30 protein-coding genes are annotated in these 26,642 nt (G+C 71.7%); all 30 read right to left on the bottom strand.

Features of this window, described 5'->3' with window-relative positions; all coding sequences use genetic code 11:
• Positions 1 to 6: 6 nt before the first annotated feature.
• The 30 genes from Sya03_RS07055 to fliD all read right to left on the bottom strand — a co-directional run bounded on the left by Sya03_RS07055 (position 7) and on the right by fliD (position 26,532).
• The gene (locus Sya03_RS07055; protein WP_203937375.1) at positions 7 to 1,188 is read right to left on the bottom strand and encodes a sulfotransferase family protein; all 1,182 of its coding nucleotides are present in this window, start codon (positions 1,186 to 1,188) and stop codon (positions 7 to 9) included.
• 137 nt (positions 1,189 to 1,325) lie between these two features.
• Positions 1,326 to 1,553 (bottom strand): hypothetical protein, encoded by a 228-nt coding sequence (locus Sya03_RS07050; RefSeq protein ID WP_239107179.1) that lies wholly within the window; start codon positions 1,551 to 1,553, stop codon positions 1,326 to 1,328.
• 44 nt (positions 1,554 to 1,597) lie between these two features.
• Positions 1,598 to 3,277: a hypothetical protein gene (locus Sya03_RS07045; protein WP_239107178.1), complete on the bottom strand. Its 1,680-nt coding sequence runs from the start codon at positions 3,275 to 3,277 to the stop codon at positions 1,598 to 1,600.
• The gene (locus Sya03_RS07040) at positions 3,267 to 5,321 is read right to left on the bottom strand and encodes a flagellar biosynthesis protein FlhA (RefSeq protein WP_239107177.1); all 2,055 of its coding nucleotides are present in this window, start codon (positions 5,319 to 5,321) and stop codon (positions 3,267 to 3,269) included. The genes Sya03_RS07045 and Sya03_RS07040 overlap by 11 nt, the downstream gene beginning before the upstream one ends.
• 102 nt (positions 5,322 to 5,423) lie before the next feature.
• Complete coding sequence (locus Sya03_RS07035; protein ID WP_203937640.1) at positions 5,424 to 6,521, bottom strand: EscU/YscU/HrcU family type III secretion system export apparatus switch protein; 1,098 nt, start codon at positions 6,519 to 6,521, stop codon at positions 5,424 to 5,426.
• A 46-nt stretch (positions 6,522 to 6,567) separates the two neighbouring features.
• Positions 6,568 to 7,335 (bottom strand): flagellar biosynthetic protein FliR, encoded by a 768-nt coding sequence (locus Sya03_RS07030; RefSeq protein ID WP_239107176.1) that lies wholly within the window; start codon positions 7,333 to 7,335, stop codon positions 6,568 to 6,570.
• Positions 7,336 to 7,360: 25 nt separating this feature from the next.
• On the bottom strand, positions 7,361 to 7,636 hold the full coding sequence (locus Sya03_RS07025) for a flagellar biosynthetic protein FliQ (RefSeq protein ID WP_203937373.1): 276 nt from the start codon (positions 7,634 to 7,636) through the stop codon (positions 7,361 to 7,363).
• 74 nt (positions 7,637 to 7,710) lie between these two features.
• Positions 7,711 to 8,490, bottom strand: coding sequence for a flagellar type III secretion system pore protein FliP (fliP, locus tag Sya03_RS07020; RefSeq protein WP_203937372.1), 780 nt, complete (start codon positions 8,488 to 8,490; stop codon positions 7,711 to 7,713).
• A complete protein-coding gene (gene fliO / locus Sya03_RS07015; RefSeq protein ID WP_239107175.1) occupies positions 8,487 to 8,894 on the bottom strand; it encodes a flagellar biosynthetic protein FliO in 408 nt (135 codons plus the stop codon). The genes fliP and fliO overlap by 4 nt, the downstream gene beginning before the upstream one ends.
• Positions 8,895 to 8,898: 4 nt before the next feature.
• Positions 8,899 to 9,636: a flagellar motor switch protein FliN gene (fliN, locus tag Sya03_RS07010; RefSeq protein ID WP_203937371.1), complete on the bottom strand. Its 738-nt coding sequence runs from the start codon at positions 9,634 to 9,636 to the stop codon at positions 8,899 to 8,901.
• The gene (locus tag Sya03_RS07005; RefSeq protein WP_203937370.1) at positions 9,633 to 10,538 is read right to left on the bottom strand and encodes a flagellar motor switch protein FliM; all 906 of its coding nucleotides are present in this window, start codon (positions 10,536 to 10,538) and stop codon (positions 9,633 to 9,635) included. Before Sya03_RS07005 ends, fliN begins: the two co-directional genes overlap by 4 nt.
• Positions 10,539 to 10,635: 97 nt before the next feature.
• Positions 10,636 to 11,100 (bottom strand): flagellar basal body-associated FliL family protein, encoded by a 465-nt coding sequence (locus Sya03_RS07000; protein WP_203937369.1) that lies wholly within the window; start codon positions 11,098 to 11,100, stop codon positions 10,636 to 10,638.
• A gap of 30 nt (positions 11,101 to 11,130) precedes the next feature.
• Positions 11,131 to 12,096, bottom strand: coding sequence for a flagellar motor protein MotB (locus Sya03_RS06995; RefSeq protein WP_203937368.1), 966 nt, complete (start codon positions 12,094 to 12,096; stop codon positions 11,131 to 11,133).
• A 5-nt stretch (positions 12,097 to 12,101) separates the two neighbouring features.
• Entirely contained in the window at positions 12,102 to 12,881 is a 780-nt protein-coding gene (locus Sya03_RS06990) for a flagellar motor protein (RefSeq protein ID WP_203937367.1), read from the bottom strand.
• Positions 12,882 to 12,883: 2 nt separating this feature from the next.
• A complete protein-coding gene (locus Sya03_RS06985) occupies positions 12,884 to 13,177 on the bottom strand; it encodes a flagellar FlbD family protein (RefSeq protein WP_203937366.1) in 294 nt (97 codons plus the stop codon).
• A 191-nt stretch (positions 13,178 to 13,368) separates the two neighbouring features.
• Entirely contained in the window at positions 13,369 to 14,532 is a 1,164-nt protein-coding gene (locus Sya03_RS06980) for a flagellar hook protein FlgE (RefSeq protein WP_203937365.1), read from the bottom strand.
• Positions 14,533 to 14,571: 39 nt separating this feature from the next.
• On the bottom strand, positions 14,572 to 15,018 hold the full coding sequence (locus Sya03_RS06975) for a flagellar hook assembly protein FlgD (RefSeq protein WP_203937364.1): 447 nt from the start codon (positions 15,016 to 15,018) through the stop codon (positions 14,572 to 14,574).
• A gap of 17 nt (positions 15,019 to 15,035) precedes the next feature.
• Positions 15,036 to 16,520 carry a flagellar hook-length control protein FliK gene (locus Sya03_RS31485; protein WP_203937363.1) on the bottom strand — a complete coding sequence of 495 codons (1,485 nt, stop codon included), beginning with the start codon at positions 16,518 to 16,520 and terminating at the stop codon, positions 15,036 to 15,038.
• A 15-nt stretch (positions 16,521 to 16,535) separates the two neighbouring features.
• Positions 16,536 to 17,537 carry a transglycosylase SLT domain-containing protein gene (locus Sya03_RS06965; RefSeq protein ID WP_239107174.1) on the bottom strand — a complete coding sequence of 334 codons (1,002 nt, stop codon included), beginning with the start codon at positions 17,535 to 17,537 and terminating at the stop codon, positions 16,536 to 16,538.
• Positions 17,534 to 18,037 (bottom strand): flagellar FliJ family protein, encoded by a 504-nt coding sequence (locus Sya03_RS06960; protein ID WP_203937362.1) that lies wholly within the window; start codon positions 18,035 to 18,037, stop codon positions 17,534 to 17,536. Before Sya03_RS06960 ends, Sya03_RS06965 begins: the two co-directional genes overlap by 4 nt.
• A gap of 529 nt (positions 18,038 to 18,566) precedes the next feature.
• Positions 18,567 to 19,865, bottom strand: a complete 1,299-nt coding sequence (locus tag Sya03_RS06955) for a FliI/YscN family ATPase (protein WP_203937361.1) — start codon at positions 19,863 to 19,865, stop codon at positions 18,567 to 18,569.
• On the bottom strand, positions 19,862 to 20,545 hold the full coding sequence (locus tag Sya03_RS06950) for a FliH/SctL family protein (protein WP_239107173.1): 684 nt from the start codon (positions 20,543 to 20,545) through the stop codon (positions 19,862 to 19,864). Before Sya03_RS06950 ends, Sya03_RS06955 begins: the two co-directional genes overlap by 4 nt.
• The gene (gene fliG, locus Sya03_RS06945; protein WP_203937360.1) at positions 20,529 to 21,548 is read right to left on the bottom strand and encodes a flagellar motor switch protein FliG; all 1,020 of its coding nucleotides are present in this window, start codon (positions 21,546 to 21,548) and stop codon (positions 20,529 to 20,531) included. The genes Sya03_RS06950 and fliG overlap by 17 nt, the downstream gene beginning before the upstream one ends.
• A gap of 75 nt (positions 21,549 to 21,623) precedes the next feature.
• Positions 21,624 to 23,225 carry a flagellar basal-body MS-ring/collar protein FliF gene (gene fliF / locus Sya03_RS06940; RefSeq protein WP_203937359.1) on the bottom strand — a complete coding sequence of 534 codons (1,602 nt, stop codon included), beginning with the start codon at positions 23,223 to 23,225 and terminating at the stop codon, positions 21,624 to 21,626.
• On the bottom strand, positions 23,225 to 23,548 hold the full coding sequence (gene fliE / locus Sya03_RS06935; protein ID WP_203937358.1) for a flagellar hook-basal body complex protein FliE: 324 nt from the start codon (positions 23,546 to 23,548) through the stop codon (positions 23,225 to 23,227). The genes fliF and fliE overlap by 1 nt, the downstream gene beginning before the upstream one ends.
• Positions 23,548 to 23,943, bottom strand: coding sequence for a flagellar basal body rod protein FlgC (locus tag Sya03_RS06930; protein ID WP_203937357.1), 396 nt, complete (start codon positions 23,941 to 23,943; stop codon positions 23,548 to 23,550). Before Sya03_RS06930 ends, fliE begins: the two co-directional genes overlap by 1 nt.
• 2 nt (positions 23,944 to 23,945) lie before the next feature.
• Positions 23,946 to 24,293 carry a flagellar basal body rod protein FlgB gene (flgB, locus tag Sya03_RS06925; RefSeq protein ID WP_203937356.1) on the bottom strand — a complete coding sequence of 116 codons (348 nt, stop codon included), beginning with the start codon at positions 24,291 to 24,293 and terminating at the stop codon, positions 23,946 to 23,948.
• 178 nt (positions 24,294 to 24,471) lie between these two features.
• On the bottom strand, positions 24,472 to 24,792 hold the full coding sequence (locus Sya03_RS06920; protein ID WP_203937355.1) for a hypothetical protein: 321 nt from the start codon (positions 24,790 to 24,792) through the stop codon (positions 24,472 to 24,474).
• Between the two features lie 4 nt (positions 24,793 to 24,796).
• Positions 24,797 to 25,189 carry a flagellar export chaperone FliS gene (gene fliS, locus Sya03_RS06915; RefSeq protein ID WP_203937354.1) on the bottom strand — a complete coding sequence of 131 codons (393 nt, stop codon included), beginning with the start codon at positions 25,187 to 25,189 and terminating at the stop codon, positions 24,797 to 24,799.
• Between the two features lie 23 nt (positions 25,190 to 25,212).
• Complete coding sequence (fliD, locus tag Sya03_RS31480) at positions 25,213 to 26,532, bottom strand: flagellar filament capping protein FliD (protein ID WP_203937353.1); 1,320 nt, start codon at positions 26,530 to 26,532, stop codon at positions 25,213 to 25,215.
• Positions 26,533 to 26,642 lie beyond the last annotated feature (110 nt).

The following is a 26,642-nucleotide window of genomic DNA, read 5'->3' as shown; positions in this document are numbered from 1 at the left end:
CGCGGCTCAGGCGGGCGGCTGCGCCTGCCGGGCCGCGCGTTCGTGCGTCTGGGCCTGCGCGGGCGGCAGGGCGGGCGCCGCCTCGGCCCGGCTCGCGCGGGACTCCGCGTGGATGCTCGCCGGCGACACGGGAGCCGCCGGCGGCGGCGTCACGGGCGCGCTGGGCGCCGGCACGGCCGCCTCCACCGACGCGCCCTGCCGGCTGGTCAGACGGGCCGCCACGGGCGGCTCGGGGCGCAGCTTCAGGCCCAGCGCGACGGCCGCCCGCCGGGCCGGCGCGAGCCGGTGCCGCACGGTGGCCCACTCGTAGCGGGCCCGGGCCGCGGCGCCCGGCGAGCCGGCCCCGCTCAGCTCGTAGCCGCACGACCGGAGCCGGGACGCCAGCGCCGTCTCGCACAGCGCCAGCTCCTCGGCCGTCAGCCGGTGCTGCCAGCTCTGCACCCGCTCGGTGGTCACCTCGCCGCGCGTGCGGGAGTGCCACGTCTTGTACGCCGGCACGGCCACCGTCGCCTGCTCGCCCGGCTTGGCCATGGCGGGGTCGTAGTCCTCGCCCAGGAACGCGCACAGCGCCCGCAGGTGCGGCTCCGGGTCGGTGACCAGGTCCTCGTAGCGCAGCTGGTGGTACGAGGAGGCGTCCAGGCGCCGGGCCCACCGGTCGCCCTCGTCCACGGCCCGCGCCCAGCTGCCGACGATCGCCTCGAACGACTCGCCCAGCCAGGGCATCTCCTTGAGCGAGGCGACGCAGTCGCGCCCGTCCCGGACGATGTTGACCACCTGCGCGTCGGGGAACAGGCGCAGCACGATGTCGAGGTTGCGCAGGTAGGCGGGCCGCTTGTCGCCCCACCGCGGCTTGCCGAACCGGGCCGAGTACGCCCGCAGGACGGTGCCGATGGCGGAGCCCAGCGTGCCGGGCGCCGCGACGATCTCCTCGACCAGCCCGGCCCGGTCGAGCCCGAAGTCGCCGAAGCCCTTGTGGCCGACGATCCACTCGCCGAGCCGGCGGCGGTTGGCCGCGTCCTCCAGGTTCCCGAACTCGGCCCGGCGGTGGTAGGCGGGCAGCACGAACCGGTTCTCCGGCGGGACGGCGATGCGCGGGTGCGCGTGCAGCATCAGCTGGAGCATCGTGGTGCCCGACCGCGGGCAGCCGACGACGATGATCGGGCGGTCGTTCGCCTGGTGGCTGGCCATGCGGCACCTCCGGTTCGACGTTCTCGGGGCGCATGGCACGCTAGTTCACCAGCTTGGCCATTATGGCCGAATCAGTGCAGAATGCGCTGATTCGGTAACGCCCCGCGTCTCACCGGAGATACGGTACGCCGGGCCGCTCAGTTCGGCGGCGCGGACAGCGGTTCGGGTTCGACCACCGGCGGGGCCGGCGGCTGGGCGTTCTGCAGCGTCAGGGCCCGCTTCTCCCGGCCGTAGCCGGCCGTCACCATCCGGAACAGCGCCAGCATGATCGCCGCGATCGGCACCGCGATGAGGTACCGGGCGAGCGTCTCGGCGAGGTCGAGGTCCTGCGCCACGAGGTACTGGTACAGCGCCGGAGAAGCCATCGCCAGAGCGAGCAGCAGTACGGAGGGTCGGATCAGGCCCAAGGTCAGCGCTCCCGGGTACGGCGCCGCCGGCGGGCGGGCGCGGTCTCGTCGAGGTCGGCGGTCAGCCGCTCACAGATCAGGGTGGCCCACGCACGACGCGTGGCGGGCTGCCCGTCCATGGACACGATCGGCAGGTCCAGGGCCAGAACTGAGGCCGGATCCGCGGTCTGTTGCACGCCGTGCACGACGATCGCCTCGACGTCGCCCATCGCGTCGACGTGCCGGATCGAGTCGGTCGTCTTGCGGGTCGCGTCCACCACGGCCCACACGGCGCTCGCGCCCAGCGCGTCACACATGTCCCGCACCGACGAGCCGCCCGAACCGGAGATCGGGGCGTCGACGACCACGATGTGCGCGGCCTCGGCCCGGTGCATCCGCCGGGCGCGGCGCTCGGCGTCCTCCAGGCTCTCGATCCGGCGCGAGGCGTGGATGCCCGTCCCGGCGCACGACGGCCCGGCCAGCAGCAGCTGGGTCTCGTCGAGCCGCAGCTCCTCCATGAGGGCGCGGGCCACCGGCATGACGTGCGACAGCTCGCCCGCGATCGCCAGGATGTCGCCCGGGCGGTCCGGCGGGCCGGGGGCCGGCTCGGTCTGCGACAGGGCCTTCATGACGCCGGAGTACGCGTCGGGGCCCTCGATGGCGGCCGCGAGGTGCTCGGGCATGCCCAGCCCGCGCAGGTCGGCCATGAGCTTCAGGGTCGGGGCGTCCGCGGGCGTCCCCGCGACCGTGACCGGCGGCTCGGCGGCCGGCGTCTCCACCACGACGGTGGCGGGCGCGGGCGCCGGGGCCGGCGCGGCGGGCGGGGCCGGCGGGGCCGGCGGGGCCACGGCCTGCGGCGGCGCGACGGGCGCGGGCGCCGGGGCCGGCGCGGGGGCCGGCTCCGGGGCGGGCGGCGGCGCGACCGCGGCGGGCTGGATGTACACCGCGGCGGGCGTCGGCGCGGCCACCGGCGCCGGGGCGGCGACCGGGGCCGGCTCGGCCGGGCGCACGGGCGGCGCGGGCGGCTGCTCCTCGGGGGCGGCCGCCGCGTCGAGCAGCGCGGCCGCCGTCGAGGTCAGGTCCGAGATGAGGGCGTCGTCCAGGTACGGGTTGCGCTTCGTCGAGGCTTTCATGGGATTCGTCGAGGCTCCGTTCACAGGAGTGCCGTTGGCGGGCTTGGGCTTGAACGGCTTGACGGTCGGCTTGGCCGGGGCGTCGGAGTCGTCGGCGGTGGCCGCCGGCCCGGCGCCGAGGCCGGCCATCACCTCGGCGAACGCCGCTCCGTTGGTGGACAGCATCCCGGCGCGCGGCGGCAGGTGGCCGCGCGCGGGCGCCGGGGAGACCGGCTCGTCGTTGAAGTTGTCCTGCGACTCGACCCGGGCCAGCAGCTGCTCCAGGGTGAGCGCCTCCTCCGGCTCGGTGACGCTGCCGCCGGTCACGCCGGACCGCGACGCCTTGCCGTTGCCGTTGGCGCTGCCGTTGGCGTTACCGTTGCGCTTCGGCGGCGGCCCGCCCGGCTCGGCGGACTCCGGCGCCGGCGGTCCGTCGGGCACCTCGACGGACAGCTCGTACTTCTGCTTGGCGAAGAACCCGCCGATGCCACCGGTGCGCACCTTGTCCGCAGAGATGATCTTCACCTGGGAGCCGTACTCCTCACGCACCTGCGTCAGCAGTGGCTCGATGGCCGGTCCCTCAAGCAACACCCGCGTAGGCACCGTTCACCACCCCCATCGTCTCGATCTGGGCGCTGGACTCCGCGATCTCCGCGTACGACAGCACGGACACCCGGCGGTTACCCGCCTTGAGCAGGCGCACCAGCGGCGCCCGCAGCTGTGGGGAGCACGCCAGGGCGGGCGTCACGCCCGACGCCTCGGCGTTCTCGATGAGCCGGCCCGACTCGGTCACGATCGACTCGGCGCGCATCCCGTCGATGGCGAGGAAGTTGCCGTTCTCGCCGGGGCGCAGCGACTCGAGCAGGTGCTGCTCCAGCTGCGGGTCGAGGGTGATGACCGTCAGGCGGCCGTCGTTGGTGTGGTGGGCGGCGATGGCCGGGCCCAGCGCGGCGCGGGCGGCCTCGACCATGCCGTCGTGGTCGACGGAGACCTTCGCCCGCAGCGACAGCGCCTCGAAGATGCGCACCAGGTCGCGGATCGGCACGCCCTCGTCGAGCAGGGCCTGCAGCACCTTCTGCACCTGGCCCAGGCTCATCGCGGCCGGGGTCAGCTCGTCCACGACCACCGGGTTCGTGCGCTTGACCATCTCGACCAGGGCGCGGACGTCCTCGCGGCCCAGCAGGCGGCTGGCGTTGGCGCGGACCACCTCGGCCAGGTGCGTGATGATCACCGAGGCGCGGTCGACGACCGTCGCGCCGGTCAGCTCCGCCTGGTAGTGCAGCTCGCTGGGGACCCACTTGCCGGCCAGGCCGAACACCGGCTCGACGCCCGCGCGGCCGGGCAGGGCCGTCAGCCCGTCGCCGATCGCCAGGACGGTGCCGGGCGGGGCCTGGCCCGCTGCCGCGTCGACGCCGGAGATCCGGATCGCGTACGACGACAGCGGCAGGTCCAGGTCGTCGCGGGTGCGCACCGGCGGCATGATGATGCCCAGCTCGAGCGCCATCTTGCGGCGCAGCGCGCGGACCCGGTCGAGCAGGTCGCCGCCGGTCGGGTCGACCAGGTCGACGAGGTCGGGCGCGATCGCCAGCTCCAGCGGGTCGACGCGCATCTCGCCGAGCAGCATCTCGGGCGAGTCCGGCGACGGCCGGTCGGGGTCGTCCGCGGCGGCCGACTCCAGGACGGGCGGCGGCGGCTTGATCTTGTGGGCGGCGAACAGGAAGCCCGCGCCGACCAGCAGGAACGGGATCTTCGGCAGGCCCGGGATGATGCACAGGGCCAGGGCGGCGCCGCCGACGATGCGCAGCGCCAGCTTGTGCCGGCCCAGCTGCTCCAGCACGCTCGACCCCATGTCGCCCTCGGTCGCCGACCGGGTCACGATCAGACCGGTCGCGACGGACAGCAGCAGGGCGGGGATCTGCGAGACGAGGCCGTCGCCGATGCTCAGCAGGCTGTAGGTGTGGATCGCGTCGCCCGGCGACATGCCCATCTGCAGCATGCCGATGGCGAAGCCGCCGATCAGGTTGATCAGCGTGATGATGATCGAGGCGATGGCGTCGCCCTTGACGAACTTCGAGCCACCGTCCATGGCGCCGTGGAAGTCGGCCTCGGCGGCCACCTCGGCGCGGCGCTTGCGGGCGGTGTCCTCGTCGATCAGGCCGGCGTTGAGGTCGGCGTCGATCGCCATCTGCTTGCCGGGCATCGCGTCGAGGGTGAACCGGGCGCCCACCTCCGCGACGCGCTCGGCGCCCTTGGTCACGACGATCATCTGGACGATCACCAGGATCGCGAAGACCACCAGGCCGATGACCAGGTTGCCGGCGATGACGAAGTCGCCGAACGCGTGGATCACCTTGCCGGCGTCGCCCTCGCTGAGCACGAGGCGGGTGGCGCTGATGTTCAGCGCGAGCCGGAACAGGGTGAAGACCAGCAGCAGCGCGGGGAAGACCGAGAAGTCAAGGGCGCGGGTGACGAACATGCTGACCAGCAGCGTGAGCAGCGCACCCGTGATGTTGACGGCGATGAGCAGATCCAGCAGGAACGTGGGCAGCGGAACGACCATCATCACGATGATCGCGATGACGCCCACGGGTACGGCGAGCTTGCCCAGCTGCTGGTTCTTCACAACACCTCGCACGGCGCTACGGCCGGGCGTTCCATGCCCTGACGACTGCCATCCCTGGCGTCATCCTTTTCGGCGACAAGGCCGTCGTTCTGAGGGCAATGTTTCGGCAGATGCTCAGGCGGCCGTCGGGATGGGTGTCGGGTTGGGGTTGCGGTGGGTGCCGGCGGCGGATCCCTTGGCCTTGAGGCTCATCACGAACGCCAGCACCTTGGCGACCGCGCCGTAGAACTCGGCGGGGATCTCCTGGCCGACCTCGGTGCCCTTGTGCAGCGCGCGGGCCAGCGGCACGTCCTGCACCATCGGGATGCGGTGCTCGGTGGCCAGCTCGCGGATCTTGGTGGCGATGGCGCCCTGGCCCTTCGCCAGCACGCGCGGGGCGCCGCGCATCGGGTCGTAGCGCAGGGCGACGGCCACGTGGGTCGGGTTGACCAGCACCACGTCGGCCTTCGGCACGTCGGCCATCTGCCGGTTGCGGGCCATCGCCATCTGCCTGGACCGGATCTGTCCCTTGACGTGCGGGTCGCCCTCCTGCTGCTTGTGTTCCTGCTTGATGTCCTCCTTCGACATCTTGAGCTGTTTCATCGACTTCTTCTTGATCACGGCGTAGTCGGCGGCGGCGAGCACGATGCCGGCCGCGGCGGCGTACCGCACCAGCGTCAGCACGGTGTCCTTGACGATGGTCAGCAGCGCCCCCAGCGGCAGCTGGCCCGCGGTCAGCAGCACGGGCAGCAGGTCCTTGACCGTCAGGTACAGCACGACGCCCAGCACGCCGGTCTTGATGAGCGCCTTCGCGCCCTCCCACAGCGACTGGGTGCCGAGCATCTTCTTGATGCCGGGGAACGGGTTCAGCCGGTTGAACTTCGGGATGAACAGCTTCGTGGCGACCCGGATGCCGCCCTGCGCGCCGGCGCCCATGATGCCGACCAGCATCACGGCGAAGGCCAGCGGCGCGACGGCGGTGGCGGCGCCCATCGCGCCGGACTTGAGGATGTCCATCGCGACGGCCATGTCGGGGTTCTGGATCACGGCGGGCAGGCGGGTCAGCGCCTCGCGGGCGTGCCCGACGGCCGCCTCCAGCGTGCGCGGCAGGATGAAGCTGGCCGTCAGCATGCCGAACCAGGCGCCGACCTCCTGGGACCGGCCGATCTGGCCCTCGCGCTTGGCCTTCGCGAGCCGTTGCGGTGTCGGCTTCTCGGTCTTCTCGCCGCTGATGCCGGATCACCCCCTCTGCCCTACCGGTAATCCTGATCGGCGGGCGTCAGCCGCCGCTGAGTGTCACGACCGCCCGGACCGCCTGGTCGACGAGGCCCTCCAGGGCGCGGGGGAGCACCGCGATGGCCGTGCCGGCCAGCGACAGCGTCAGGAAGATCTTGGCGGGGAAGCCGAGGCCGAACGCGTTGAGCGCGGGCGCGGCGCGGTTGAGCAGGCCGAACGCGATGTCGGTGAGGAACAGCACGGCGATCAGCGGGCCGGCGATCTGCAGCGCGGAGACGAAGAATTCGCCGACGCCGGCGGTCAGGAAGCGGTTCAGGGTCGCCATCGACAGCGCGCGGTCGAGCGGCAGCGTGTCGAAGGTCTGCAGGAAGCCCCGGATGATGAGCATGTGGCCCTGGGTGCCGAACAGCAGCGTCACGGCGAGCAGGTTGTAGAACCGGCCGAAGACGGAGTTCTGCGACTGCGACAGCGGGTCGTAGGCCTGGGCGAGGGAGAAGCCGCCGAACAGGTCGAGCATGTCGCCGGCGGCCTGGATGGCCGCGAAGAAGAGCAGGGTCACGAAGCCGAGCGAGGCGCCGATGACCACCTGGAGCGCGGCGGTCGCGATGAGCGCCATGGTGCCGATGTCGGGCAGCGTCCCCTGGACCTTGTCGGCCATCGGCAGGGACAGCCCGATCGCCAGCAGGATCTTGACCTGGCGGGGGATGAGCCGGGAATTGAACGGCGGGCAGATGATGATCCACGCCGAGGTGCGCAGGGCCGCCAGCATGAGGGCGACCAGGTTGCCGATCTGGGCGTCGATGTCGATCACGACGCCCCCCGTCCGGGCCGCCGGGTCAGCCGGCGGCCAGCAGCGTCGGGATCTTCTCGAACAGCTGGGTGGTGAACGTGATCATCTCGTGCAGCATCCAGTTGCCGCTGAGCAGCAGCGCGATGCCGACGCCGAGCGCCTTGGGCACGAAGGAGAGCGTGGCCTCCTGGATCTGCGTCACGCTCTGGAACAGCGAGATCGCGAACCCGATCAGCAGCGCCGTGAGCAGGATCGGCGCGCAGAGCTTGGCGGCGATGGTCATGGCCTGAAGGCCGATCTGAATGATCTGTACGTCGGTCACGCGATCCTGTTCGGCCCTGCTCGGGTGCGGGCCGAGCAGCGATCCGTTGCCGCTCGGTGGCAGCCACGGAAAGCCTAATAACTGCCCGCGAGGGCGGTGATGACCAGGCCCCAGCCGTTGACGAGGACGAACAGCAGCAGCTTGAACGGCAGGGCGACGGTGACCGGCGGCAGCATCATCATGCCCAGCGACATCAGCGACGCGGAGACGACCATGTCGATGATGAGGAACGGGATGAAGATGACGAAACCGATGATGAACGCGGCCCGCAGCTCCGACAGGATGAACGCCGGGATGAGCGTGGTCAGCGGCACGTCCTCGGGCGTCGCCGGCCGTTCGGCGTCGGAGACCCGGGTCATCAGCGCGATCTCGTCCGGCCGGGTCTGCTTGAGCATGAACTCGCGCAGCGGCTCCACGCCGTCCTTGAACGCCACCGACTGGCTCTTCACGCCCTTGATGTAGGGCTGCACGCCCTGGTCGTTCATCTCCGACAGCGTCGGGCCCATGATGAACAGCGTCAGGAACAGCGCCAGCCCCGCCAGCACCTGGTTCGGCGGCACGGTCGTGAGGCCCAGGGCGTTGCGGGTGATGCCGAGCACGACGAACACCTTCGTGAAGCACGTGCACAGCAGCAGCAGGGCGGGCGCGACGGACAGCAGGGTCAGCGCCAGCAGGATCGTCAGCGAGCTGGACGGCGGCACCGTGGAGCCGTCGATGTTGATGCCGACGGTCGGCGCCGACGGGCTCACGGCCGGGCTGGGCGGCGCCGGCGCCGCGGCGGCGCCCGACGCCGTGCCGGCCAGCACCGCCGGCAGCACGGCCAGGCCCAGCAGGAGCCGGCGCCGGCCGGTCATCGGCGGGCCGTCCGCTCGCGCAGCGCGTTGACCGCCGCCGACCAGGTGCGCGGCGACAGCGCGGAACCCGCCAGGGGCCCCTGGTGCGGCTGGGTGGCGTCGGCCGACAGCAGCATCGAGTCGCGGTGCTCCGGGTGCGGGACCGTCTCCTCCAGCGCCTCCAGCTCGGTCTCGCCGAGCAGGCTCACCTGGCTCTCGGTCACGCCCACGATGAGCGCGCGGTCGGCCACCCGGACCACGGCCACGCTCGCGGTGCGGGTGAGCTGCTGGCGCGCGACCACCGACAGCGCCCCGCCCCGGCCGCCGGTCAGCGGGCGCTTGGCGATCTTCGCCAGCAGCCACATCAGCCCGAAGACGACGGCGAGCGAGAAGACGATCTGGAGACCCAGCTTGACCGCTTCCACCCGGTTAGCCCTCGCTGCCCGGTGACACGATCTCGGTGATCCGGATGCCGAAGTTCTCGTCCACCACGACGACCTCGCCGCGGGCGATCAACCGCCCGTTGACCAGCAGGTCGGCAGGGCTGCCCGCGGCCCGGTCCAGCTCGACGATGGCCCCCGGGTGCAGGGTGAGCAGCTCGCGCACGCTCATCCGGGTGCGGCCCAGCTCGGCGGAGACCTCCATCTCCACGTCGTGCAGCATGTCCAGGCCGCTGTTGCGGCCGCCGCCGAGCGGGCTCGGGCGGAACGCCGGGGTCTCGGCCGGCCACGGGGTCAGCGCCAGGGCGATCACGCCGCCGGTCTCCGCGCCGTCCAGCAGCGGCACGGCGACCGCGTCGGGCTTCGCGGCCAGCGCGCTCAGCGCCACCTGGGCCTCCATCAGCTGGCCCGGGTCCAGCACGACGGGGCCGAACACGCGGACGGCGGCCTCCAGCGCGGGGCGCACGGCGGCCGCGACGTCCAGCTCGCCGAGCGGGCTGGCCTTGAGCGCGTCCGCCAGATCCTGGCCGACCACCACGACGACCTCGCCGGTCGCGGCGCCGCTGAACTTCGCCGTCACCGCCTGGCCCGCCGGGAGCGCGTCCGGCGCCACGACGGCGGGGGCGCCCACGGACAGCGTCCGGCTCGTCGGCAGCACCTCCAGCGCCGCCTGCGCCGCCGACCGGGCCAGGGCGAGCTGCGGCTCGGCGATGGTGAGGGCGGTCATGAGCGGGGTTCCTCCATGGGCGAGGGGACGACGAGGACGGCGAGCCGCGCGCCCTGGTTGCCGGGCACCGCGTGGGCGAACGTGGTGCCGTTCACGACGATGTCGAGGGGACTGCTGGTGGAGTGCGTCAACGGGACGACGTCACCCGGCTGGAGGCCGACGATGTCGTCCGTGCGCATCCGGATCGGGTGGAACCGGACGGCCACGTCGATCGGGGCCGCCGACAGGCCGGCGGACAGGTTCCGGTGCGCCAGGTCCTTCACGCGGCGCTCGGCGGCGGTCGTCTCGACCGCCTCCTCCTTCTGCAGCACCGGCAGGATCGTGTTGAACGGGATGCAGAACGTCGCCGTGCACTCCGCGGCGCCCACCTTCATGTCGAACGCGGCCACGATCACCGCGTCGCCGGGCTGGTGGGCCCGCAGGAACTGCGCGTTGTACTCCAGGCCGCCCAGCTGCGGGCGGATGTCGACCAGCTGTTCGAAGCCGTAGCGCAGCTCGCCGAGCATCTTCTCCTGCAGCCCCCGCAGCAGCGGCACCTCCACCTCGGTGAGGGGGCGCTCCGGCTGCGGCCCGCCCGGCCCGCCCAGCATGTGGTCGATGCAGGCCATCGTCACCGCCGACGACATCTCCATCAGCACCACGCCGGGCAGCGGGTCGAGCGTGACCATGCTGATCACGGTCGGGTTGTTGAGCGACTGCACGTACTCGTCGTAGTTCACCTGGTCGATGCCGGCGAGCGTGACGCTGCTGGTCACCCGCAGCCGGGTGGTGAGCTGGGTGCCGCAGCTGCGGGCGTACGTCTCGAACGCGATCTGCAGCGCCCGCACGTGCTCGCGCGAGAGCTTGATCGGCCGCCGGAAGTCGTACGGCGCCGGCCCGGCGTTGCCGGTCCGGCGCGACATCCGGCCCGGCGATCGGGCGGGGGAGGCCGCGGACGGCGACGTGGTCACAAAGTGCCCATCGGCACCGTCCGCGGCCTCCTGAGCCCGGGACGGAAGATCACTGCGTGACGAACGTGGTGAGGTAGACGTCCATGACCGACGAGGTCTTGGTCTCCTTATTCATGTACGCCGCCTCGATCTTCTCGAGGAACTCCTTCTTGGCGGTGTCGCGGCCCTTGGCCGTGGACAGCTCGGCGATCGGCTTGTCCGTGTAGGTGCTGATCGCGACGTCCAGCGCCTTGCTGGGGTCCGGCGCCTCGGCGGCGTCGGCGGTGGCCTGCAGGGCGAACGCCATCTTCAGGTAGTGGCCGTCGGCCAGGTTGATCGTGACGGCCTCGACCTTCACGACCTCGCCGGGCTCGGCCTTCTCGGCCTCCGCCGTCGCGGCGGCGTCCTCGGACGGCTTGAGCATCATGTACGCGCCGGCGCCCGCGCCACCGAGGGCGACCACCGCGATGATGATGACGAGCAGCAGCTTGGACTTCTTCTTCGGTGCGGCCTCCGCCGCCTCGTTCTCAGCCATCGGAATCCCCCTCCTGGTCGGCTCGGTGTGTCAGTCGTGTGCGGTAGTCGTATCGGCAGCCGCGGTGACGTTCTTCGTGCCCGCGGCGGCCGGCAGCAGGACGCGCTGGTCGGCCGGCAGGCTCGACAGCACGACGATGTCCACGCGGCGGTTCATGGTCACCGAGCGCGGGTCCTTCGGGTCGATCAGCGGACGGGTGTCCGAGTAGCCGGACGCCGTCATCCGCAGCGGCGAGATGCCGTGCGCCGCCAGGTGCCGGACGACCGACGAGGCGCGGGCCGTCGACAGCTCCCAGCCGCTCGGGTAGAACGTCGTCTTCACGTTGAGCTGGTTGGTGTGGCCGTCGATCTGCAGGTTGTTCGGCAGGCCCTTGAGCGTGGCGTCGATGGCGTTCAGGATCGCCACGCCGCCCTGGCGCAGCTCCGCCCGGTTGCCCTCGAACACGATCTCGTTCGTCACGACGGTGACCACCAGGCCGCGCTCGTCGATCGTGAACTTGACGTTGTCCTGCAGGCCCTTCTTCTTGAGCGCCGCGGTGATCTGCTCCTGGATCTTCTTCAGGTTCTCGGCCTCCTTGACGGCGGCCTGCGCGTCGGCCGAGGCCTCGGCGCGCTTCTCGGCGGCGACGGCCCGCTGGACCGCCTCGTCCTGCTCCTTCTGCTCCTTCGTCTTCGCGTCGCCCTTGCCGCCCAGGCCCGGGTTGGTGCCCGGGTCGATCGGCACGACGTTCGTGCTCTGGCCGGCGCCGTCGAGCGACGACGTCTGACCGGCGAACGCGGCGCTCTGCGCGCCGAAGCCCGCGGACAGGCCGGCGGCCAGCTCGGCGAACTTCTGCTTGTCGACGTTGCTCATCGAGAACAGCACCACGAAGAGCACGAAGAGCAGGGTCAGCATGTCGGCGTACGACACCAGCCAGCGCTCGTGGTTGACGTGTTCCTCGTGCTCCTCGTGGCCCCCCTTCCGCTTGCGGGGGGAACCGCTCTTCGCAGCGCTCATCTAGATCAGGCCGCCTTCTTCGTCTCGGCCTTCGCCGCCTCGTCCGGCGGCAGCAGGCTGCGGAGCTTCTGGGCCACCAGTCGCGGGTTGGCGCCGGACTGGATGGCGAGCACACCCTCGATCGCCAGCTCCATCTCCTCCACCTCGATGCCGGACAGCCGGCCGAGGCGGGCGGCGAGCGGGAGGAACAGCACGTTGGCGCTGAGCACGCCCCACAGCGTCGCGACGAACGCCGCGGCGATGGCGTGGCCGAGCGTCTCCGGCTTGTCGAGGTTCTCGAGCACGTGCACGAGGCCCATGACGGTGCCGATGATGCCGATCGTCGGGGCGTAGCCGCCCATGTTCTCGAAGATCTTCATGCCGGCCTTGTCGGCCTTCTTCTTGGCCGCGATCTCGGCGTGGAGGATGTCGTGCAGCTCCTCCGGGTCCGTGCCGTCGATCGCCAGCTGCAGGCCCCGCTTCAGGAAGGCGTGGTCGACCGTCTTGATCGCGTCCTCCAGGGCCAGCAGGCCCTCGCGGCGGGCGCGCTCGGCGAGCTTCACGACGTCGTCGACCAGCTTCGTCGGGGGCGTCACCTTGGGCAGCAGCGCCTTCTTGAGCTGGCCGCCGATGCCGAGGGTGTCCTTCAGGATGCCGCCGGCCATCGCCGCGCCGAGGGCGCCGCCGAACACCAGCAGCATGGCCGGGAACAGGATGATCGAGCCGGCGTGGCCGCCCTCGAGCGCCTGCACGACGAACACGATGATGAAGGTGACGACAATGCCGACAAGGGCAGCGATGTCCATGCTCAGCGCTCCTTACGGTGCAGCGGGAGAACGTTGGCCGGGGCCGCGTCGTCCAGGTCGTCGGTCGTCTTGGCGGAGGCCGGGGCGAGCTGCTCGGTCTCCATGCGGCTCGCCTGGGCGATCAGCGAGGCGCGGTAGTGCCGGACGTGCTCGATGAACTCGGGCACGGACTCGGCGATGATGTACTTGGTGCCGTCGACCAGCGTCACGACCGTGTCGGGCGTGCAGTCCACGCGCTCGACCAGGTCGGGATTGAGGCCGAAGACGGCTCCGTTGAGGCGGGTTACGAGGATCACGACTGACCGTCCTTGGCTTGTGTTCGTGTGGGACCCTCCGTGGCCCCGTCACTTGTCCTTCGACGCCTGGCCCGGTCCGCTGAGGCCGAAATGGCTGGTCGGAGGCATTGCCACCGCACCGCAACCGGACGAGCGCACACACGAAGAGGGACCCGCCGGCGGCGGGCCCCTCTCGCGTGCTGGTGCAGGTGCTAGCGCTTGATGTTGACCAGGTCCTGCAGGATCTCGTCCGAGCTGGTGATGACGCGCGAGTTGGCCTGGAAGCCGCGCTGCGCGATGACCAGGTTGGTGAACTCCTGCGCCAGGTCGACGTTCGACATCTCCAGCTGGCCGCCCGACATGTAGCCCAGGCCGTTGGTGCCGGCCGGGCCGACCTGCGGCAGGCCGGAGTTGACGGTCATCCGGTACATCGAGTTGCCGACCTTCTCCAGGCCGCTGACGTTGTTGAAGTTCGCCATGGCGACCTGGCCCATCACCTGGGTGAGGCCGTTGGAGAAGACGCCGACGATCTCGCCGGTCTCGGTGAAGCTGTACGCGTTCAGCGTGCCGGCGGCCGAGCCGTCGCGGGTGTTGACCGACGGGGCGCTGACGCCGCTGTAGTGCGTCATCGCGGCCACGTCGACCGTGACGCCGCCCAGGGTCAGCGTGCCGGCGGTGGGCCGGCCGTCGACGCCGAACGCCAGGTTGCCGGTGTTCGTGCCGTCGCCCACGTTCCAGGTGCCGTCGGCCTGCTTGGTGAAGGTCAGGGTGACCGGGTTCTCCCGGCCGGTCGCGTCGAACGCGGTGGTCTGGACCTCCTTGACCGTGCCCGTCGGGGCGTCGACCTGGAGGTTGCCGATCATCTTCATGTTCGTGGTGACCTGCGGGGCGATCGTCTGGCCCAGCGGCAGCGTGATCTTGCCCGGGACGGCGGCGGTGTTCAGGTTGCCGTCGGCGTCGGCCAGCCAGCCCTGCACCATGTTGCCGTTCGCGTTGACCAGGTTGCCGTTGTTGTCCCAGTCGAAGGCGCCCGAGCGGGTGAACAGCTGCTCGCCGCCGGAGCGGACCATGAAGAAGCCGTCGCCCTGGATCAGCAGGTCGGTGCTCTTGCCGGTGTTCTGCGCGGCGCCCTGGCCGAAGTTGGTGCCGACGGTGCCGAGCCGCACGCCGAGGCCGATCTGCGCCGGGTTCGTGCCGCCGACCTCGCCCTGCGGCGAGCCGGCCGCGCGCACCATCTGCGACAGCGTGTCCTGGAACGTGACCGTGCTCGACTTGAAGCCGGTGGTGTTGACGTTCGCGATGTTGTTGCCGGTGACATCCATCATCTGCTGGTGGGCGCGCAGACCGGAGATGCCGGAGAACATCGAACGGAGCATGTACTGATCTCTTTTCTGGGTCGGGAGCCGGGAGACTGATCAGGAGCTCTGTCGGACATCCTTGACCGAGGAGAGCGGCACGTCCGTGTTGCCGACCGTGAGGGTCGGTTCGCTTCCTCCGAGCGTCGCCTTCGTGACGACGCCCGTCTGTTCGGCACCCGCCGCGTCGGTATAAGAGATTGTGCGGCCGACTAGGTTGCTGGCCGAGAGCGACTGCTGGGCCTGCAGCATGCTGGCCTGGCTCTTGGCGAGCTCCGCCAGCTTCTCCACCTGCGTGAACTGCGCGGTCTGCGCCAGGAACTGGGTGGAGTCGGCCGGGTTGCTGGGGTCCTGGTACTTGAGCTGCGCGACGAGCAGCTTCAGGAACGTGTCCTTGTCGGACAGATCTGACTTCTTCGTGACGCCCGTGGTGGTACCGGTGTACATGGACGCGCCGGACACGTTGCCACTGCTGGGTGTGACGAAACCCGAGATGTCGTTGGCCATGAGGCTGTCCTTCCGGTTCAGACGGTGAGGTCGAGGCGGGTGGTGTCGCCGGGGCGCACCCGCGTCTCGGCCTGTCCTTGGGCGTTCTGGTTCCCGTTCGGCACGCCGGCGCCGGTGCGTGAGCCGCCGCGCGTGCCGTTGTCGCCGCCGCCGTTGCCGAGGGACGCGAACTGCTGGCGGGCCTGCTCCTGCTGGGGCGAGCCCTGCTTGAGGTCGAGGTTGCAGTTGCCGAAGCCGGCCTGCTGAAGTTCGCGCTTCAGGTCGCCGAGCGACTGCTTCAGCGCCTCCCGGCCCGCCTCGGTCGCGCCGGCCAGCTGCACGGAGATGTCGCCGTTGCGGATCTCGGCCACGATCTGCACGCCGCCGAGGTCCGCCGGGTGCAGGTGGACGGTGAGCCGGTGCACGCCGTCGGCGTCCAGCTTCAACGGCACGATCCGGGTCGCCACCTGCGCGGCCGCGGGCAGCGGCGCGGCCGGGGTGCCGGCGGCGACCGGCGCGGCCGGTGCCACCGGGGCGGCGGGCGCCGCGGGCGCGGCCGGGGCGACCTGCGGGACGCCGGGTGCCGGTGTGGCGGCGGTGGCGGTGGTGGTGGCCTGCGGTGCCGCGGGCGCCGCGGCCGGGTCGGTGGTGGGCGCCTCGGCGGCGGCCGTCGCCGGCGTGGCGGCGGCCGGGGCCGGCTGGCGCGGCGTGGACTGGTCGGCGCCGGGGTCGGCGGCCCCCTGGTCCGGGGTTGCGGTCGTGGTGGTTGTGGTGGCGGCCGTGGGGGCCTCCGCGCCGGCCTGCGCGCCCGGCGTCGCCGGGGTCTCGGCGGCCGCGGCCGTCTCGGTGGCGGCCGGGGTCGGTGCGGTGGCCGGTGCCGTGGCCGTGGCCGTCGCTGCGGCCTGGGTCTGGGTGGCCGGGGTGGCCGCCGGGACCGTCGCGGTGGCGTCGGTTTCCGGTGCCGTCGTCTCGGCGGGCTGCGTGGGCTGGGCCGACGCGAGGGCGGCCGGCACGACGACCGGGGCCACAGTGGCCGGTGGGGTCGCGGTGGCGGTCGTGGCCGTCGCGGTCTCCTCCGTGGCCTCGGCCGTCTCGGTGGCCTCAGAAGTCTCGGTAGTCGCGGCGGCGTCGTCCACGGTGGTGGCGCGGCGGTGTTCCGCGCGCTCGTTGCGGTGCGGGCGGTCAGCGCGCTCGGCCCGGTCGGCGCGGTCGGCCCGGTCTCGGCGGTCGGGGCGGTCGGGGCGCTCGGCCCGCTCGTGGCGCTCGGGGCGGTCGGGGCGGTCCTTGCGGTCCGCCCGCTGGTTGCGGTCGTCGCGCCGCTCGGTGGGGCGCTCCGTGGCCCGCTCCGTCGGGCGCTCGGTGGGGCGCTCGGTCGGGCGCTCGGTGGGGCGCTTGTCCAGCGCGGCCGACATCGCCTCGCTGAAGTCCGTGCCGCCGCGCTGCCCGGCCGACCGGCGGGTGCCGTCGGTGCCGGTGGCGCGGGCCGGTGCGGACTGCGTCGTCACGATGTTCGGGGTCGCCATCCGGGGCACCACTCCTTAACCGAGGGCCTTGAGGGCCGCCTGGACCTTGGGCACGTACGCCTGCGTCTCCGCGAACGGCGGGATGCCGCCGTACTTCTTCACCGCGCCGCCGCCCGCGTTGTACGCGGCGAGGGCCAGCGGCACCGACTTGAACTCCTTGATGTTGCTCGCGAGCAGCTTCGCCGCCCCGTTCACGGCCTGCGCCGGGTCGAACGCGTCGCGCACGCCCAGGCCCTTGGCCGTCGACGGCATGATCTGCATGAGGCCCTGCGCGCCGGCCTTGCTGACGGCGTTCGGGTTGTAGCCCGACTCGACCTTCGCGACGGCGGCGAGCAGCTTCGGCGAGACGCCGTACTTGGCGCCGGCCGCGTTGAACAGGTCCGCGTACTTCACACCGGACACCGTGTTGCTGCCCGCGGCGCCGAGCGCGGCCGGCCGCAGCGCCGGCACGGCCACCGGGGCGGCAGCGGCGTCCGGGACGACGCGGCGGATCGCCGACGGCGTCTCGTACACCTTCTGGATCTTGACGACCTCGCCGCTGTGCGGCGCCGCGATCATCTTGTTGTTGCCGAGGTAGATCGCCACGTGGTCGACGGGGCGGTTGAACGCGAGGATGTCGCCGGGCTTGGCCTCGGCGAGGCTGTCGACCTTCGTCCCCACCCTGGCCTGTTCGGACGAGATACGCGGCAGCTTAACGCCCACGTCCCCGAACGCCTGCTGGAGAAGGCCCGAGCAGTCCAGTCCCTTGTCCGGGTTGGCGGAACCGAACACATAGGGCACACCCAGGTACTTCTTGGCGGCGTCGACCACGGCGTCACCGGTGACGGACTTCGTGGTGCCGGTGCTGCCCGTGGCGGCGGAGAGGGCGGCGGCGAAGCTGGTGCCGCTGGTGGCCTTGGCCGCCGACGTGGCCGACGTGGCGCTCGTGGCGGTGGTGGCGGTGGTGGCCGGGGCCGCGCCCAGCTGGGTCTGCAGTTCCTGGATCCGGGACATCACCCCGGCGACGCCGAGGGTCACGCCGTGTCACCCGCCGGCCGCGCGTGCCCGTGCCGCATGGTGTGCGCGCGGCGCTCGCTGGTGCCGTCGAGGCCACGGGCGGCGTTCCGCGCCTTCATGGTGACGGCCAGCTCGTCGATCTCACGCTGGTCGGACGCCAGCTCGTGCGCCTTGACGGTGGCGGCGTGCCGCTCCGCGAGCAGCTCGACGGCGCGGCGCCGCTTGGCGGCCTCGGCCAGCTCGGCCTGCCGCACCTCGATGACGTCGGTGGCCTCGTCGGCGAGCCGGGCGGCCGCGAACAGGCCGGCGGCGAGCGACTGCCGCGCCACCATGGACGCGACCATGGCGCGGGCGGTGCCCTCGTTGGGGGCGTCCCCGCCGACGAGCTCGAGCTGCCGGCGCTTCACGAGAGCGGCGGCGGACTCGGCCTCGACCCGGGCCTGGATGACGGCACTGCGGGACAGGTCTTCCTGCGCCTGACGGGCACGCAGGACCGGTCCGAGCTTGAAACGGCGATTCACGGAGGGAAGCCTCCTCGGGGCGTGGTGCGACGAGGGTGCCTGTCCGGGTGCAGATCCGTTGCTGCGGCCAGGGCGAGCGGGCTGTCCGGTGCCGTGGGCGATCCGTCGCCGGGCGTTCCGGGAGTGCGGCCGGATGGCGTCCGGCTCCTGCACCAATCTCCGGTCTCGCGGTGGCTTCCGGGTTATGCGCTCGGGTGCCGCGCGGTTGCGGCCATTCCTGTGGTTGCGGTGGGGGGGTCCGGGGGAGGGTGCCTCACGGAGCCCGTCAGGCTTGATGTCTCCGTGAGTCACCCTCCCCCGGAACCCCGACCTGGTCACCGCCCGCGATTAGGTCGCTCTCGGGACAGAGGGCCGCGCATCGGCTGCACGTCGCGCTGGCGCCGTAGTCGTGGTGGCGGATCTGGAGGGTGACCGATCCGCGGGCCGTGACCGGGTCAGGTTTCGGGGGGAGGGTGACTCCCGGAGACATCAAGCCTGACGGGCTCCGGGAGGCACCCTCCCCCCGAAACCCCCACAGCGACCAGAGAAATCAGCCGTGCAACAGGCGATGCAGCTGCTCCCAGGCCTGCTCGGCGGTGACCCGCTCGTCGAGGCCCTGGCGCAGGAAGTCGAGGATCTGCGGCCAGATCTCGTTGGCGCGGTCGGCGTCGGGGTTGCTGCCGGGGACGTACGCGCCGATCTCGACGAGTTCGCGGACGTCGCGGCGGGCCGCCATGAGGCGGCGGAGGGTGGTGGCGTCGGCCTTCTGGTCGCGGGTGGTGATCTTGTTGGCGACGCGGGAGATGGAGTCGAGGGACTCGATCGACGGGAAGTGGCCGGCGGTGGCGAGTTTGCGGTCGAGCACGATGTGGCCGTCGAGGATCGAGCGGGCCGCGTCGGCGATGGGTTCGTTGTGGTCGTCGCCCTCGACCAGCACGGTGTAGAGGCCGGTGATGCTGCCGGTGGCGCCGGGGCCGGCGCGTTCCAGGAGGCTGGCCAGCATCGCGAACACCGAGGGCGGGTAGCCGCGGGTGGCCGGGGGTTCGCCGACGGACAGGCCGACCTCGCGCTGGGCCATCGCCGCGCGGGTGACGCTGTCCATCATCATCAGCACGTCCTGGCCCTCGTCGCGGTAGTACTCGGCGATCCGGGTGGCGACCGCGCCGGCGCGCAGGCGGACCAGCGGCGGCTGGTCGGAGGTGGCGATGACGACCACGGACCGGGCCAGGCCCTCGGGGCCGAGGTCGTGCTCGATGAACTCGCGCACCTCGCGGCCGCGCTCGCCGACCAGGGCGACCACGTTGAGGGCGGCGGACGTGCCGCGGGTGATCATCGACATGAGGGTGGACTTGCCGACGCCGGAGCCGGCGAAGATGCCGATGCGCTGACCCTTGCCGCACGGCACGAGGGTGTCGAGGACGCGGATGCCGAGCGACATCGGCGCGTCGACGAGCCCGCGGTCCAGGGCGGACGGCGGTTTGGCGTCGATGCTGACCGACTCGCCGCGCAGCGGCGGCCCGCCGTCCATGGGTCGGCCGAGGCCGTCGAGGATGCGGCCGACGAGGTCGGGGCCGACGGTGACGCGCAGCGGGCCGCCCGTGGGCACGACCGGGCTGCCGGTGCCGATGCCGGCGATGGAGCCCAGCGGCAGGCAGCTCAGCCGGTCGCCGTCGATGGCGGCCACCTCGGCGAAGATCGTCTCCGCGCCCTCGCCGACGCGCAGCAGGTCGCCGACCTTGGCGGCGACGCCGCCGACGGTGATGCGCAGGCCGACCGCGCCCGTCACCGTGCCGCGGGTCAGGGGACGGGCGGCGTCCAGGGCGGAGGTGAGGCGGTCGCTGATGATCACCCGGCCAGGGCCTCCCGGACGCGGGCGACCGCCGCGGCGACGGTGGCGTCGACGGTCATGGCGCCGATCTCGGCGACGGCGTCGCCGGGGCGCAGGGCGGCGTCGGGGCGCAGCCGCACCGGGCGGCCGTCGACGACGTGCTCGCCGCCGGGGTGGTCCTCGGTCAGCAGGCGGTAGTCGTCGGGATGCAGCGACACGGTGACGACGCCGGCGCTGGGCGCCCGGGACATCGCGCGGCGCAGCGCGTCGGCGCCGCGGCCCGCCGGGTCGGCGAGCTCGCGGTCCAGGATCGCCTCGGCCAGCTCGACGGCGTACCGGGCGACGGTCTGCTCGACCTCCTCGACGGTGGCGGCGGTGCGCGCGTCGAGGTCGCCGGCGGCCCGGGCCAGGGCGCCGAGCGCCTGCTGGACCGCGGCGGCGTGCTGGGCCGCGGCGGCGCGCTCGGCGGCGGCGGTCTGGTCCAGCAGCGCGGCGGCGGCGACGGCGGCCTCGCGCTGGCCCTGCGCCCAGCCCTCCGCGTACCCGGCGGTGCGGGCCTCCTCCTTGACCCGGGCGACGGCGTCGCTGTCGACGGGCACGGCGCGCCGCAGGTCCGTCTGGAACGCCGGCCGGGTCGCCTGCTGGGCGTCGCCGCCGCGCAGGATCGGCTTGCCGGGCCGGTACTCAGGCGATGAGCTCATCGGTGTCACCGCCTCGCTGGATCTCGATCTGCCCGGAGTCCTCGAGCGAGCGGATGACCGAGACGATCTTCGTCTGCGCCTCCTCGACCATCTTGACGCGCACCGGTCCGAGCAGGTCGATCTCCTCGAGCAGGTTCTCGCGGCCGCGCTCCGACAGGTTGCGGGTGATCTTGTCCCGGACCTCCTCGGAGACGCCCTTGAGGGCGGTGGCCAGGTCGGCGGCCTCCACCTGGCGCAGCACCAGCTGCACGGCGCGGTCCTCGAGCTGCACGACGTCCTCGAACATGAACATGCGCCGGCGGATCTCCTCGGCGATCTCCGGGCTGCGCTGCTCCAGCGCCTCCAGGATGAGCCGCTCGGTGGTGCGGTCGGCGCGGTTGATGATGTCGACCAGCGGCTGCAGGCCGCCGACGGTGCTCATCTCGGTGGGCTGCAGGACGGTCGACAGCTTGCGCTCCAGCGCCGCCTCGACCTGCCGGATCACCTCGGGCGAGGTGCGGTCCATGACGGCGATGCGGTGCGCGACGTCCGACTGCACGTCCGGGTCGAGGCCGGACAGGATCGAGGACGCGAGCGCGGACGGCACGTGGGCCAGCACCAGCGCGATCGTCTGCGGGTGCTCGTACTGCACGTACGACAGGACCTGCCGGGGGTCGGCGTGGCTGAGGAAGTTGAACGGCATGTCGGTCATCTGCGCCTGGAGCCGGTCCAGGATCATCGAGGCCCGCTCGGGGCCCAGCGACGCCTCCAGCAGCTCGCGGGCGTACTCCATGCCGCCGACGCCGCCGTTGCGGGCGGTGGCGAGCGCGTAGAACTCGTCGACGACGTCGTCGGCCGTGTCGGGGTCGATCTTGCCCAGGCGGGCGATCTCGGCCGACAGCTCCTCGACCTCGTTCTCGCGGAGATTGGCCATCATCTTGGCCGAGTTCTCCTTGCCCATGCGCACCAGCAGCACCGCTGCCTTCCGCAGGCCGCTCAGCTCCGTCGACGTCACACTGGTCATGTCGTCACCCCCCATCCCATTCTGAGGACGAAGAAGGCGGGCCGCCCCGTGTTCGGGGCGACCCGCCTGGTTCCGTCAGCGGCGCTCGGCCAGCCAGCCGCGCAGCAGCGCCGCGACCTCGTCCGGCTGGTCCTGGACCATCTGCGCGATCTCCTTCTGGCGGGCCTCGCGGGCCTCGTCGTCGGCGGTGGGGCCGGGCGCCGCCTCCAGGGCGGTCAGGCCGCCGCCGGCGAGCTCCAGCTGGCGCTGGCGCTCGAGGGCCGCCTGCATCTCCTCCAGCTGGGCCAGCTCGGCCTCGGTGAGCTGCGAGCGCTTGTTGCGCTTGCTGGCCCGCCAGGCCAGGAACAGCAGCACCAGGACGACGAACGCCATCGCGCCGATGCGGATGTAGCCCATCATGGCGTCCTGCTGCTCGGCCGCGCCGGCCTGCGCCAGGGCGTCCTTGCGGGCCTGCTCGGCGCTGGTGTCGAACGGCATCGCGCTGACCGCGATGGTGTCGCCCCGGGCGGCGTCGATGCCGGCGGCCGCGGCGACCAGCTGCTGCACGTCGGCGGCCTGCACGTTGCCGGCGGTGCGGCTGTTCAGCAGCACCGAGACGCTCTGCTGGCGGACGTTGCCGCCGGCGTTCTTGCGGGTCTCGATGACCTTGTTGACGGCGTTGTTCTTGGTCGACTCGGACGAGAGGTACTGGCCGCTGCCGTTGGCGCCGGCCGCCGGGTTCTGGATGTTGTCCGGGCCCAGGGCGCCGCCGGCGTTGGGGCCGCCCGCGCCGTTGTACGTCTCGCTCTTGTTGGACTCGGCCAGCGGGGCGGTGTTCGGGTCCGAGGAGAACGTCTCGCTCTGCGTCTGCGTCTGGTCGAAGTCCAGGTCCACGGTGCTGGTGACGACCGTGTTGCCCGGGCCGACGATCTTGTCGAGCATCAGCTGGAGCTGGGTGTTGAGCTTGTTCTGGTAGGCGTTGGTGGCCTGGCTGCGGGCGTCGCCGTCGCCGGACACGACCGCGGTGCCGTCGCCGGAGGAGAGCACCTTGCCGTCGGCGCCGGCCACGGTCACGGCGGCGGGCTCGAGGCCCTCGACGCTGGACGCGACCAGGTGCACGATGGCCTGCACCTGCTGGTTCGACAGCCCGGAGCTGCCCTGCGAGGCGACCAGGACCGAGGCGGTCGGCTTGTTCTCGTCGTCGCTGAAGACGTCCTTCTGCGGGATGACGAGGTGCACGGTCGCGGCCTCGACGCCGTCGATCGACTTGATGGTCTTCGACAGCTCGCCCTCCAGGGCGCGCTGGTAGCCGACGTGCTGCATGAAGTCGCTGGTGGTGATGCCCTGCTCGTCGAGCAGCGCGTAGCCGCTGTCGGCCTCGGCGGGCAGGCCCTCGCCGGACAGCTGGATGCGCAGGTCGTTGACCTTGTCGGCCGGCACCATGATGGTGGCGCCGTTGTTCTCCAGCTCGTACGGGGTGCCGGAGGCCTGCAGCGACTCGACGACGGCCGAGGCGTCCTTGCCGGAGAGGTTGTTGAAGAGCATGGCGTAGGCCGGCGTCGAAGCCCAGGTGGCGAAGAAGTAGCCACCGACCGCCAGCGCCAGCACAGCGGCGATGGTCACGGCCTTCTGGCCGGCGGTGAAGGACCCGAAGGCCGCGAGGGCCTTGCGGAGCGGCTTCGGAAGACGGTCACCCATCAGGCCTGCATCCTCATGATCTCTTGGAAGGCCTCAACGGCCTTGTTCCGGACAGCCATCGTGAGATCGAGCGCCAGACCCGCTTCCGTGCTGGCCATGGTGTACTGCGCCGGGTCCTGCAGCGTGCCGTCGGCCACCTTCACCGCCAGCTCGTTCGACTTGTTCTGCAGCTCCTGCACGTTCTTCAGACTGTTCGACAGCACGCTCGCGAAGTCTGAGTTGGGGCCGGTAGCAGCATCGTTGCCGGCGCCGCTGAGCTCGCCGATGCCGGACAGGCCGGTGATCGAGCCGATGGAGCCGATGCCGCCGATGGGTGAGGTCATCACTTGCTCCCGAGCTGGATGGCGGCCGTGTAGGCGTCACGGGCGCGGTCGACGACGGACAGGTTGGCCTGGTAAGCGCGCTGGGCCATGATCATCTGGCCCATCTGGCTGCCGAGGTCGATGTCCGGGTAGCGCACGTACCCGTCGGAGTCGGCGAGCGGGTGGGACGGCTCGTAGACGAGCTTGCCCTCGGCGCTGCCCAGGACGGTGCCGCCGACCTGGGCGCCGTTGCCGTCCTGCGCCTCCTGGGCGATGACGTAGCGGGCCTGGAACGCGTTCTCCGAGGTCCGGCTGACGTTGTTCATGTTGGCGATGTTGTCGCTGACGGCGTCCAGCCACTTGCGGTAGACCGTCACGCCGGTGCCGGCCACGCCGACCGCGTTGAAGATGGCCACGATCAGGCTCCCTTGATGACCGAGCGGAGGGTGCTGTACTTGCCGTCCAGCGCGCGGATCGCCAGCTGGTAGCGCATGGAGGTGTCGACCTGCGACAGCGTCTCCTGGTCCAGGTTGACGTTGCTGCCGTTGAGGCGGGTGGGCTCCAGCGACGTCAGCTGCGCCGGCGAGACCGAGCCGGGCGCGTCGCCGTCGGCCACGGCCTGGTTGAGCGCCTCCTCGAACTTGACCTTCTTGGCGCGGTAGCCGGGGGTCTCGATGTTCGCGATGTTGTCCGCGATGGCGTTCTGCCGCGCGTGCAACCCCGAGAGGGCGACGCGCAGGGAGGACGTCGACACGTCGTTGAACACGGCGGCAGCTCCTGTTCGCAGATCTGGGCCGCCGGTCCGTGGCGAGGTCGTCGAGCGTTCCGTGCTCGTACCCAACGATCGGTGGCTCCGGTTGCGCGCTGAGGGGCGCCGCGGAGCAGGTCGGTTGCAGCACAGGACCCGGGCGCCGTCGGGCGCCCGGGTCCGGGGTGCTGCTGTGTCACATGGCGCAGTCGAGGTAGACGGGGCGCTTGACGCGTTCGCCCGTCTCCATCCGCGACACCACGGCGGACTGCTGGCGGTTCGAGGCCAGCCGGCCGGCGATCGCCTCGGCCGCCGCGATCTGGCGGGCCAGGATCGCGTCGGCGCGCGGGCGCAGGTCCAGCGGCAGCGGCCCGATGTTCGCCGGCGGGTGCCACGGGTCGGCCGCCGGCTCGTCCGCCAGGCGGTGTCCCTCGGCGAGCATCGCCTCGGCCCGGCTCACGTCCAGCTCCAGCGCGTCGAGCGCGGTGGTCCACTCGGTGCGCCAGTCGCCGGTCATCTCCTCAGCGCGCGCCGGCGGAGGCGCCGACCGTCAGGGCGGCCTCCCGCCAGGCGTCGCGCAGCGGCTCGAGGATCTGCCGGCTGGTGGCCACCTTGCCGGCGTCGCCCTTGACGTTGGCGTCGATCAGCTCGGTGAGCAGGAAGCCGTAGAGGTCGGCCAGCCCCTGGGCGCCCTCCCACACGTCCATGTCGAGAGTGCTGCGCAGCTCCAGGATGATCTCCTGCGCGTGCATCAGCGGCGGGCCGGCGGCCACCTTGTCGCCACCGGCGAGGGCCTCCTCCGCCTGCACCAGGTCGAGCACGAGACGGTCGTACAGCATCACCAGGAGCTTGGCCGGTGACGCGGTGCTGATGGAGTCCTGCAGGTAACGCTCACGCATCGCGGCAGTGCTCATGGGTCCCCTCTTCGTTGCCGGTCTCAGCCGAGGCTGGAGATCTGGCCGGCCAGCCACTGCGACTGGCTCTGCATCTTGCCCATGGACGTCTCCAGGCTGGCGAACTGCTTCTGCAGCGCCGCCTGCCGGCTGGAGAGGCGGATGTCCCAGGCGCTGATCTGGTCGTTCAGGGTCTTGATGACGCTGGTGCGGCTGGTGACGACGTTGGTGACGTTCGTCTGCTGGTCGTCCGCGATCTTCTCGACCTTGGCGGCGAAGCCGCTGGCGGCGGTCTTCAGCGCGGCCGGGTCGGCGGTGTACGCCGACTTGAACTTGGCCTCGTCGAAGGTCAGCTTGCCGTCCCGGCTGAGCTGGACGCCGAACTTGCTGAGGCTGCCGTAGCCGTCGAGGCCGGTGCTGACGCTGCTGAGGATCTTGTCGGCGACCTGCTTGACCATGTAGTCGCCGGACAGCGGCCCGCCCGTGACGGTGGTCTTGCCGCCGGTGGTGCTGGTGCTGCTGGCCGACTTGGTCTTCACCTCGGACAGCGCGCTGTTGGCTGCCTCGACCAGCGCCTTCATCATGTTCGAGATGGCGGCGACGTCGGTCTCGGCGCCGACGGTGACGCCGGACTCGACCTTGCTGACGGTGATCGAGGTGCCCTGGATCAGGTTGGTGAACGTGTTCGTGGGGCTGGACACCTCGTAGGCGCCGGCGGTGGCGCCGCCGACCTTGATCTTCGCGTCCGCGGCGGCCGTGATCGGCGCCATCGCGTAGCCGGTGTCGAGGCCGGTGATGGTGAAGGAGTTGGCGGCGCCGGCCTTCGGGCCGGTGAGCTGCATGATCGTCTTGCCGGCGCTGTCGGTGACGAGCGTGGCCTTGACGCCGGTGCCCGAGTTGTTGATGGCCGCGGCGACGCCGGTGATCGTCCGGTCCGCGCTCACGTCGACCTGCGTGGCGACGCCGCCGACGGTGACGGTCAGGTTCTGGACGTTGTTCTTGACGATCTGCGTGGTCGGCGAGGCGGCGTCGACGGTCGAGACCTGCGTGGTGGCCAGCTGCGTGACGTCGAACGTGACCGAGCCGGTCTGGTTCGAGTTCGAGCTGGTCGCGCTGGCGGTCACCGAGGTCGACGTCGAGCTGGGCGCCACCGACCGCCAGGTCGACAGCTTCTGCATGTTCTGCGCGGCGGTCTCCAGCGCGGCCAGCTTCGTGTTCAGGCCCTGGTAGGCCGTCAGCGCCGTCTGCTGCTTGGTGACCTTGCTCTTGAGGAGGTTCTGGGGGGCCGCCTCGACCTGCATCAGGCTCGAGATGAGCGCGCTGGTGGACAGACCACTGACGAGGCCGTCGATCGTGCTGGTCATGGCGGTCCCTTCGGGAGGGGGGAGGACGTGCGCGGAACTATGGGAAAGGGCGACCGGCGCGGGGCCGGTCGCCCTTCCTATTCGGTTGTCGATGTCGCTTGTTTAGTTTT

It is taken from the genome of Spirilliplanes yamanashiensis, assembly GCF_016863475.1.
GTDB lineage: Bacteria > Actinomycetota > Actinomycetes > Mycobacteriales > Micromonosporaceae > Spirilliplanes > Spirilliplanes yamanashiensis.
This window is presented reverse-complemented; position numbering and strand designations above follow the sequence as displayed.